The following is a 9,660-nucleotide window of genomic DNA, read 5'->3' on the forward strand; positions in this document are numbered from 1 at the left end:
AGAGGCAATTTGGTTCAATTATTATAGTAACTTAGAGAGCTGTTCGGTTAAATTTTTTCTAGAATATTTTTGTAAACCAACAGCATGCGATTTTAATTTCCCTTCTAGAAATTGATTGTAATAAGTCAAAATTACACTTTTTAGTTTGTCTTTCTCCCCATAATCAAAAAAAACTCCCGTATTAGTATTTGTAATGATTTCGGCAAAATCTGAACCTCGTGGGCCAATGGCAAGTATTGGCCTTTCTGAAACCATATATTCGAATAATTTTCCAGGAATAATACTCATGGTATCTTTAGAATTAATTTCAATCAATAATAAGACCTGAGATTTTCTTTGATGTGCAATAGCTTCTCGATGAGAAAGGTACCCAATATAATTTACAAGTTTTTTTAAATTATAACTATTCAACGTGTCTAAAATCTCTTGACTAACCGTTCCTATAAGTTTAAGCTCAAAATGACTGGCAAAATCTGGAACATCATTTACCAACTCAGACAAAACTTGCCAGAGAATTATAGGGTTTCTTTCTGATAAAAGAGAGCCAATATGAGCTAAAGTAAACTTTTTGTCTAGAGGTTGGGGTTCTATTTTCTCAATATCATATCCGTTGGTAATTACTTCTATTGGCTTATTTGTTATCGCTTGAAACTCTGTTTTTGTAGTATTGCTGGTTACAATGATAGTGTCCGCTGTGTTTAAAACAGTTTTCTCTAGCATTTTATGCTTCATTTTTGAATACTCTGATAATCGTAATGCCTTATGATAGCCTATAGTGGTCCAAGGATCTCTAAAATCGGCAATCCAATTAATATTTAGATTTTTTTTAAGTTGCATACCTATAAGATGCAAACTATGCGGAGGTCCTGAAGTAATTATAGTTTCAATGTTATTTTCCTGAATATATTTTTCCAAATACCGAACCGATGGTTTTACCCATAAAACTCTAGCGTCTGGAATAAAAAGATTCCCCCTAATCCAAATGAATAGCTGCTCTAAACGAGTTTGCTTTCTGGCGTTTGGAATAATTCCTGAACTTATTTTCTTGGTTTTATTTTTTGAAAATACAGAAGCTAAGCCATAAGGCTCTATAATTTTTTTCTTAATGATAATTGCTTTATCATAAACCTCATGTAGCAAACCTTCATCAATTATAGGATAGGTCGGATTTTCAGGAATATAAACAATGGGCTGAATACCAAAATCAGGCAAATACTTAACAAATTTCAACCATCGCTGCACGCCTGGACCTCCAGCGGGCGGAAAATAATAAGTTATAATTAAGATTTTTTTTAATTCCAAGGTTAAAAGTTTAGAAATTTAAAGTCAATAGTTCGATTTTAAAATTCATTTGAATTGTTATTTAGCTTTTCTAACTCGTCAATATCTAATAAATCCTTAGGGCGATTAGAGGCTTTTTTAGCTTTTATTAAATTGTCATAATCTAAAAAGTAAACTGGCACCTCCTTTAACATGACAATTGTTGCATCTTGAAGTAAATTATCAAAAGGAACATGCTCTAATCCTTTAACTGATGTCATAACATCTAATCGTAAAGCATAAGAAATGGTAAAATCTGTAAAACCTGCAACAAATTGCATAGTCTCAATTGAAGGAAAATCTCCAATTCCGATTGCTGCAAAAGCATGACGAAGGTTTTTTCTGTTTTCAATTGTATCTTCAATTAAAATATCAATATCTCCAGTGTTTCTGGTATAACCATAAATATTAACAGCTAATCCACCAATGGTTAAATAACGAACATTATTTTCGTTGAATTCTTTCCAAATATTTAAAATCTCTTGAAGCATTATTTCTTTTGAATAATTCTTGGAGCTGTTTTTAATTCATAAGAAAGAACCACTAAAGCCATAAAACGTTCTAACCTTTCAACATATACTTTTTGTACATCGGACGAATTAGAATTTAGTCCTTTTTGCTGAATAGTTTTTTTATTTAAACCCTTAATTTTCATAATCAAATATACTACTTAAAGTTCTATTTCTTTGCAAATGAATACCAACTTTTCTTTCTTTCATAATAAAGTCCGCCAACAATTAAAAACAACATTACAATAGAACTCACTAGAGTAATGGTACTTCCTGTTTGTACAACTTGTGGTTCAAACTTAAACTCAATCGTATGTTTTCCAGCTGGAATAGTCAAAGCGCGCAATGCATAATTTGCTCTAAAATGAGGAATACTTTTACCGTCTATAAAAGCATTCCAGCCGTCTTTATAATACATTTCTGAAAAAACAGCCAAACCAGTATTGGCATTATTAGATACGTATTTTAGATGATTGGGTTTGTAGGATTGCAAGTGTAGGGTTGCCAAACTATCTTTAGTAAACGAAGTTTTAGAAATAAACGATTTGAATTCTGCTTCATTAACAACAGCTTCATTTTTAGTATCTAAACCATTCAACGCCTTCATCTCTTGATCAGGAGTATTTACTAACTTAATACGCTTTACAAACCAAGCGTTTCCGTTAGCATCAGGGTTTATGATTGGATAATCTTTACCAACAGAATCGGTTTGGATAATGTACTTTACATTCAACATGTCAAGAACTGCCATATTGTTTTTGGCAATTTGATAATCAAACAATTGTTGCATTCTTCTTGGTTTTGCGGCATGATACCCACCGATAGATTGATGAAAATAGGAAGTTCGAGAACTGGATAAATTGCCGCTTACTTCAAAAACACGGTAGTTGGTGGTGTCCTGTAATATTTGAGCATCTGATTCAGTTTCTTGAAAAGGAATTTCAACTTCACTAGCGCTGACAAAATCTTTGGCGCTCACATAATTTTTATCAATAAAAAACAAATCAGAAACCATTAGTAAACCCACTAAAATGATTGCTGTATTTTGAGCTAATTTATTTTTTAGAAACAACCATAATATTCCAGAAGACACTAGGATAAAAAAACTAGATCGCAATAAATCAGCTGAGTACATGCTTTTCCTATCTAATTTTAAAGCATCAACAAAATCAGGACCGTAATTCTCCATAAAATAACTGTCACTGCCACCTGAAAAACTGAACGAACTTTTAATTAAAAACAAGAAAACAAAAATTCCGAACCCTACAGCTGTAGTTTGTATTAAGGCTTTTTCTTTTGATTTTAATATTGTAGATTCATCTGATTTAAAGAAAGTCTGCAATCCCATAATGGCTAAAACAGGAAGACATAATTCTAATAGTACTTGTATAGACGAAACTGCTCTGAACTTATTATACATGGGTACATAATCGATGCAAAAATCGGTTAAAACAGAAAAGTTTTTGCCCCAAGACAGCATCAAGGAAACCAATGCCCCGGCTAAAAAAGCATATTTAATTTTTCGCTTATCATAAAATAAAGCAAGTATCGCTAAAAAAAATACCACCGAACCAATATAGGCAGGTGCAGCAACTATTGGTTGGTCTCCCCAATACAATGGCATTCCTGAAACGAAATCTTTAGCTTGTGCTTCGGGAACACTTTGTCCAATCATAAACTCATACATCTTGCTATCGGTGCCAACATTTTCATTATTAGACCCTCCAAAAAGTCTTGGGGCAATCAAATTAAAACTTTCTGCAACACCATAACTATATTCTGTTATGTAGTCATTCGTCATCGCATTGTTAGTCTTATTCTTTGAACCATCGGCATTATAAAGCAACTCACTTTTATCTCTGGTACTAAACTTTGCATACTCAGCAGTGGCCAATAAATTTGTCGCATTTGCTCCTATGGCAAAAATTCCTGCTACACAAAAAACGCCAAAAGCGTTAAGCAGTGTTTTAAAATCTCTTTGTTTACTATATTCATATATAAAGAAAATAGAGAGAACCAGAATCAAAATCAATAAATAATAGGTCATTTGAAAGTGATTCGCATTAATTTCTAAAGCCGCAGCAATCATGGTTAAAAGTCCACCGAGTATAAATCGTCTTTTAAACACAAGCACAATACCCGCAAGGACCATAGGCATATAACCAATAGCATGGGCTTTTGCATTATGACCAACTCCAAGAATTACAATTAAATAGGTTGAAAAACCAAAAGCCAAAGCCCCAATAAAAGCTTTTAAAGGATCTATTTTTAAAACCAGTAATAAAATATAAAAGCCTATAAAATAAAGAAACAAATAATCGGCTGGTCGTGGTAAAAACCGAATCAAATCATCTAAACTCCCAACATAATCATGCGGATATTTCGCTCCTAATTGATAGGTAGGCATCCCACCAAAGGCAGCATTGGTCCAATACGGCTCTGCATTTTCGGCAGCTCGAAAATCACTCTGCTCCTTAGCCATACCTGTGTATTGTACAATATCCGATTGAAATATTTTTTTTCCTTGCAAAACTGGATAAAAATAAAGTGTAGCAATGAATACAAAGCCAAAAATAGCTAATAAATGAGGATAAAGCTTGGTAAGGATTTTCATAGTATGAAGTAGTAAATAACTATAATTATTTCTGGAATTTTAGCCAAAAATAGTTAAAAAGTCTAAACTGAACACAGATTAGCTACTACTATTTAATCAATTTCTTCATAATCTACATACTCACCCACTTTTTTGGTTTCGCGTGGCTTTGCACTTTTTGAAGTATCATGAATAATTTCATCAGTATTCGATGTATTTTGATGGTTTGAAGAACCAGATTGATAGTGTTGCTGAAAGTTTTGTCCCGCTTTTTCAACAACTTTCTTAACTACAATAGGCAAAAAAAGGCGAGCTAAAAATTTGATTACATAATAAAATACCATGATGTAAAAAATGGTTTTTATTATTCCATTAAAAGAGGCTGTTTGCATAAACAAATATTTTTTACAAATTTAATAAATCAAAAGTTCAAAAATAAAAAACCAATCTTAAATAAATAATAAAATATAGTACATTTGAAAACGTTATTATTCTACAACAAAAAAAGAAAACATGTTTAAAATCAAGTCTTTACTTTTAGTATCACTTTTACTTTACACAACAGCTCATTATGGCCAGTTTACTGATGTAATCAATTCTAACCGTCCTGGCGAATCCATGGCTGCTTTTTCAGTTGGAAAAACAGTATTTCAGGCCGAATTAGGGCTCTATGGGTTCAAAGAAAAACACGAATTACTTAACTATGAAGCCAATGGTTTTGGCAGCAATTTAGATTTTCGCTACGGCGCTTTTTTAGAGCAATTAGAGTTTATTGTCAATTTTCAATATCAATATGAAAACTTTACAGCTCCAATGGTCAATATCAATCAAAATGGCTTAAAAAAAACAATCATTGGTGCTAAATTCTTGGTATACGACCCCTATAAAAAATACATCGAAAAACCCAATTTGTACAGTTGGAAAGCCAATCATAAATTCAGTTACAGACAATTTATACCTGCCGTTGGTATATATGCTGGCTTAAACATCAACCTTTCTGACAATGTTTTTATACGTCCACAAATTCCGAATGACCCAAATATAAGTCCTAAATTTATGGTTTTGACTCAAAATCAATTTGGCAAATTTGTATTGTGCACGAATATCATTTTAGATAAATTCTCTTCTGAAAAACAATCTATAGATTATGTGGTTACGTTAACAAGAGGTTTTAACTCCAGATGGTCAGGGTTTCTAGAAAATCAAGGATTCAATAGTGATTATTATTCTGATGCTATTTTTAGAACAGGAGCTGCTTTTTTAGTAAAGCAAAACATTCAAATAGATGCATCTATAGGGGTTAATTATAAAGACACTCCTTCTGTATTAGCTGGTGGTGTTGGTCTTTCTTGGCGTTTTGACAAAAACTACAGTGAAGTTTTATATCGAATTCCGAAAGAAAAAGACAAAAAGAAAAGCAAAGCAGACAAGAAAAAGGACAAGAAAAAAGAAAAAGACAAGAAACGATTAGACGAAATTGAATCTACAACTTTACAACCATAATGATTACAGTATTAGAAGCTAAAACAAAAAAGGAATTAACTCATTTTATTAAATTTCCTTTTTCGTTATACAAGAACAATAAATTCTGGGTACCACCAATCATTGCTGATGAGTTGGAAACTTTTGATAAAGCTAAAAACCCCGCTTTTAAAAATGCAGAAGCCTACTTTTATATCGCTTACAAAGACAATAAAATAGTAGGTAGAATTGCGGCAATCATCAACTGGAGTGAAGTAAATGACCAACATAAAAACAAAGTGCGTTTTGGTTGGTTTGACGTTATTGACGACTTAGAAGTGACCAAAGCATTACTGGAAAAAGTCTATGAACTCGGTCGTAAAAATAATTTAGAATATGTAGAAGGCCCAATGGGGTTTTCAAATCTAGATAAAGTGGGTGTCTTAACGGAAGGTTTCGATGAATTAGGCACCATGATTACTTGGTACAATTATCCTTATTATGCTACTCATTTTGAGCAATTGGGCTTTGTAACTGAAAAGGAATATCTGGAAAACAAATTTCCTTTCAAAAATGTAAAACTAGAATTTTTTGATAAAGCTCAAGAATTAATTAAAAGACGCTACCAACTAAAAGCCCTGAACTTCAAAAAAATAGCAGCCGTATTGCCACATGTCGATAAAATGTTCGATTTGTTTAACGCCTCCTATGCCAGTTTAGCATCGTTTGTTGCAATAACTGATATTCAAAAAGAATATTTCAAGAAAAAATACATTAGTTTCATCAATCCCGAATACATCAAATTTGTAGAAGACAAAGACGGAAAATTAGTTGCATTTGCAATCGTCATGCCCAGTTTTTCTAGAGCCTTGCAAAAAGCAAATGGGAAGCTTTTCCCCTTTGGTTTTCTTCATTTACTAAATGCCCGTAAGAACAGTAAAGACGTTACTTTTTACCTTATTGGTGTTCATCCAGACTACCAAAACAAAGGAGTACACGCCATTCTTTTCAAGGAAATGCACACTACTTTTACCGAGAAAGGCATTCAAAATTGTATTAGAACTCCCGAGTTAGCCGATAATCATGCCATACATCTCCTTTGGAAAAACTTTAATCCTACAACCCACTGTCGCAGAAAAACATTTCGAAAAGAACTTTAATTACTATCTATTTTGCTCAATGTATTGAATTGAAGTTTTTATATAACTAAAAAATCCATTAGCATACACTAATGGATTTTTACTATACTAACAAATAAATACGCAGTTAAGCATCTAAATCTACTTTAGTTCTACTAGCGATTTCTTTATACGTTCCGTTTTCTAATTTCTCTCGAATGGCTTCAAAAGCACTAAGTGTTTCCTCAATATCCGCTAAGGAGTGGGATGCGGTAGGCGTCATTCGTAACAAAATAATCCCTTTAGGAATAACCGGATAGATTACTATAGACAAAAATATTCCATAATTTTCTCTCAAGTCATTTACCATAACCATCGCTTCTGGCACGCTACCTTCAAGATATACAGGAGTAACACAAGTATTAGTATCTCCAATATTAAAATTTCTAGCCCGCAATCCACTTTGTAAAGCATTTACAATTACCCAAAGTTTGTCTTTTAATGCGGATGAATTTCGCAACAACTCTAAACGCTTTAAAGATCCAATAGTCTGAATCATTGGCAAAGCTTTAGCAAACATTTGTGAACGCAAATTGTATTTTAAGTAATCTATAATCTCCTTGTCTGCAGCTACAAAAGCACCAATATTAGCCATCGATTTTGCAAAAGTCGAAAAGTAAACATCAATCCCATCCTGACACCCTTGCTCCTCGCCCGCTCCAGCACCTGTTTTCCCTAAAGTACCAAAACCATGCGCATCATCTACTAACAAACGGAAATTATAGCGCTCCTTCATAGCAACAATCTCTTTCAACTTACCTTGCTGTCCTCGCATACCAAAAACACCTTCGGTAATAAAAAGAATGCCACCACCATTTTCTTCGGCTAATTTTGTAGCACGTTGCAGGTTTTTCTCCATGCTTTCAATATCGTTATGACGGTACGTAAAACGTTTTCCCATGTGCAAACGAACCCCGTCAATAATACAGGCATGCGCATCGACATCATATACAATTACATCATTTTTAGTAACTAAAGCGTCAATGGTTGACATAATGCCTTGATACCCAAAATTCAATAAATAAGCCGATTCTTTCATGACAAAAGCAGCCAATTCTTGCTCCAATTGCTCATGATATTTGGTATGACCACTCAACATACGAGCACCCATAGGGTAAGCGGCACCATATTGCAAAGCCGCATCCGCATCTGCTTTTCGAACCTCAGGATGATTGGCTAAACCTAAATAGTCATTCAAACTCCAATTCAAAACATCTTTCCCAGCAAATTGCATTCTTGGTCCCAATTCTCCTTCTAACTTAGGAAAAACAAAATAACCCTCAGCCTGTGATGCCCATTTTCCTAATGGTCCCTTATTGTTCTGAATTCTTTCAAATAAATCTTTTACCATGATAGTGTGTCGTACTAAATTGTCCTTTTTTCGAGTTGCAAAAATAATTATTTATACGGGAATAAGGTATCTAATTCCTAAATATTTTTTAAGGACAGTTATACTCGTTTTCTAGGAGCTATATCCTGCTCTACTCTATATCCACGATAGTGCTTCGTACCTCGCAATAACGTGGGATGCCGTTTCGATCAGGGCTAAAAATTACGTATTTACAATAAACATTGTATCTTTGACAAACCAATATCAATAACAACCTTTTAATACAATGTCACAAATTACAATAGAACTAAAACTAGCAGTGCTCATAGATGCCGACAACGTTCCCTACAGCAATGTAAAAGGAATGATGGAAGAAATTGCCAAATATGGCACACCAACTACCAAACGAATCTATGCCGATTGGACAAAACCCAACGCCAACGGTTGGAAATCCGTTCTCTTAGAACACGCCATTACCCCTATCCAGCAATACAGCTACACTGTTGGAAAAAACTCCTCCGATTCCGCTATGATTATCGATGCCATGGATTTACTCTATTCCGATAAAGTAGACGGCTTTTGTATTGTTTCTAGCGATTCCGATTTTACGCGTCTTGCCATCCGTCTTAGAGAATCTGGCATGAAAGTTATTGGTATTGGCGAAAAGAAAACACCCAATTCTTTTATTGTAGCTTGCGATCGGTTTATTTATATTGAAGTTTTAGAAGGGGCTATCAAAAAGAACCTACGCAGAGCAGAACAGTTAGTGGCTAAAAACCCTAAAGCATTTGCTACACCAACAACCGATATTAAAAAACCTGTTGAAAAAGAAATCACTTCTAAAGTCGATTTACAAACCATAGAACTCATCGAAGCTACTATAGAAGCGATTGGTGATGATGATGGCTGGGCTTTTTTAGGCGATGTAGGGAATCTAATTGTAAAGAAAAAACCAGAATTCGACCCTAGAAATTATGGCTTCTCAAAACTTACTCCAATGCTCAAATCACTAACCGACATCCTTGAGATCGACGAACGTGATTCTGATAAAAAAGGAATCAAACACGTCTATGTACGCTTGCGATTTAGTTAATCCAAGCATCCAAATAGAATCAAAACCGTCACTTCGCTCAGCACAATAGCTCATCAAACCGTCACTTCGAGTGTTTTTTGTGCAGTGCAACGGAACAATCCCGATAGCTATCGGGAGTATCGACCCGAGCGGAGCGAACGGAGCGGAGCTAGAAGCGATAGCAAAACGAAAAGGCT

General features: G+C 34.1%; 9 protein-coding genes. 3 read left to right on the plus strand and 6 right to left on the minus strand.

Features of this window, described 5'->3' with window-relative positions; all coding sequences use genetic code 11:
• Positions 1-21: 21 nt before the first annotated feature.
• The 5 genes from F6464_RS12480 to F6464_RS12495 form a co-directional block, all read right to left on the minus strand.
• A complete protein-coding gene (locus tag F6464_RS12480; RefSeq protein ID WP_151108273.1) occupies positions 22-1,302 on the minus strand; it encodes a glycosyltransferase family 4 protein in 1,281 nt (426 codons plus the stop codon).
• Between the two features lie 38 nt (positions 1,303-1,340).
• A complete protein-coding gene (locus F6464_RS12485) occupies positions 1,341-1,811 on the minus strand; it encodes a hypothetical protein (protein ID WP_151108274.1) in 471 nt (156 codons plus the stop codon).
• Positions 1,811-1,975: a hypothetical protein gene (locus F6464_RS14535; protein ID WP_191963386.1), complete on the minus strand. Its 165-nt coding sequence runs from the start codon at positions 1,973-1,975 to the stop codon at positions 1,811-1,813. Before F6464_RS14535 ends, F6464_RS12485 begins: the two co-directional genes overlap by 1 nt.
• A 23-nt stretch (positions 1,976-1,998) precedes the next feature.
• The gene (locus F6464_RS12490) at positions 1,999-4,443 is read right to left on the minus strand and encodes a YfhO family protein (RefSeq protein ID WP_151108275.1); all 2,445 of its coding nucleotides are present in this window, start codon (positions 4,441-4,443) and stop codon (positions 1,999-2,001) included.
• A 92-nt stretch (positions 4,444-4,535) separates the two neighbouring features.
• Positions 4,536-4,814, minus strand: coding sequence for a DUF4834 family protein (locus F6464_RS12495; RefSeq protein ID WP_151108276.1), 279 nt, complete (start codon positions 4,812-4,814; stop codon positions 4,536-4,538).
• Between the two features lie 121 nt (positions 4,815-4,935).
• Between F6464_RS12495 and F6464_RS12500 the strand changes: the two genes are divergently transcribed.
• Positions 4,936-5,925 (plus strand): transporter, encoded by a 990-nt coding sequence (locus F6464_RS12500; RefSeq protein WP_151108277.1) that lies wholly within the window; start codon positions 4,936-4,938, stop codon positions 5,923-5,925.
• Positions 5,925-7,043, plus strand: coding sequence for a GTP cyclohydrolase (locus tag F6464_RS12505; protein WP_151108278.1), 1,119 nt, complete (start codon positions 5,925-5,927; stop codon positions 7,041-7,043). Before F6464_RS12500 ends, F6464_RS12505 begins: the two co-directional genes overlap by 1 nt.
• A gap of 106 nt (positions 7,044-7,149) precedes the next feature.
• Here the strand turns inward: F6464_RS12505 and F6464_RS12510 are convergent, their stop codons facing one another.
• Positions 7,150-8,412: an aminotransferase class I/II-fold pyridoxal phosphate-dependent enzyme gene (locus F6464_RS12510; RefSeq protein ID WP_151108279.1), complete on the minus strand. Its 1,263-nt coding sequence runs from the start codon at positions 8,410-8,412 to the stop codon at positions 7,150-7,152.
• Positions 8,413-8,677: 265 nt separating this feature from the next.
• Between F6464_RS12510 and F6464_RS12515 the strand changes: the two genes are divergently transcribed.
• Positions 8,678-9,484: an NYN domain-containing protein gene (locus F6464_RS12515; protein WP_151108280.1), complete on the plus strand. Its 807-nt coding sequence runs from the start codon at positions 8,678-8,680 to the stop codon at positions 9,482-9,484.
• The last annotated feature ends 176 nt before the right edge of the window (positions 9,485-9,660 follow it).

Source organism: Flavobacterium luteum (assembly GCF_008806775.1).
Taxonomy (GTDB): domain Bacteria; phylum Bacteroidota; class Bacteroidia; order Flavobacteriales; family Flavobacteriaceae; genus Flavobacterium; species Flavobacterium luteum.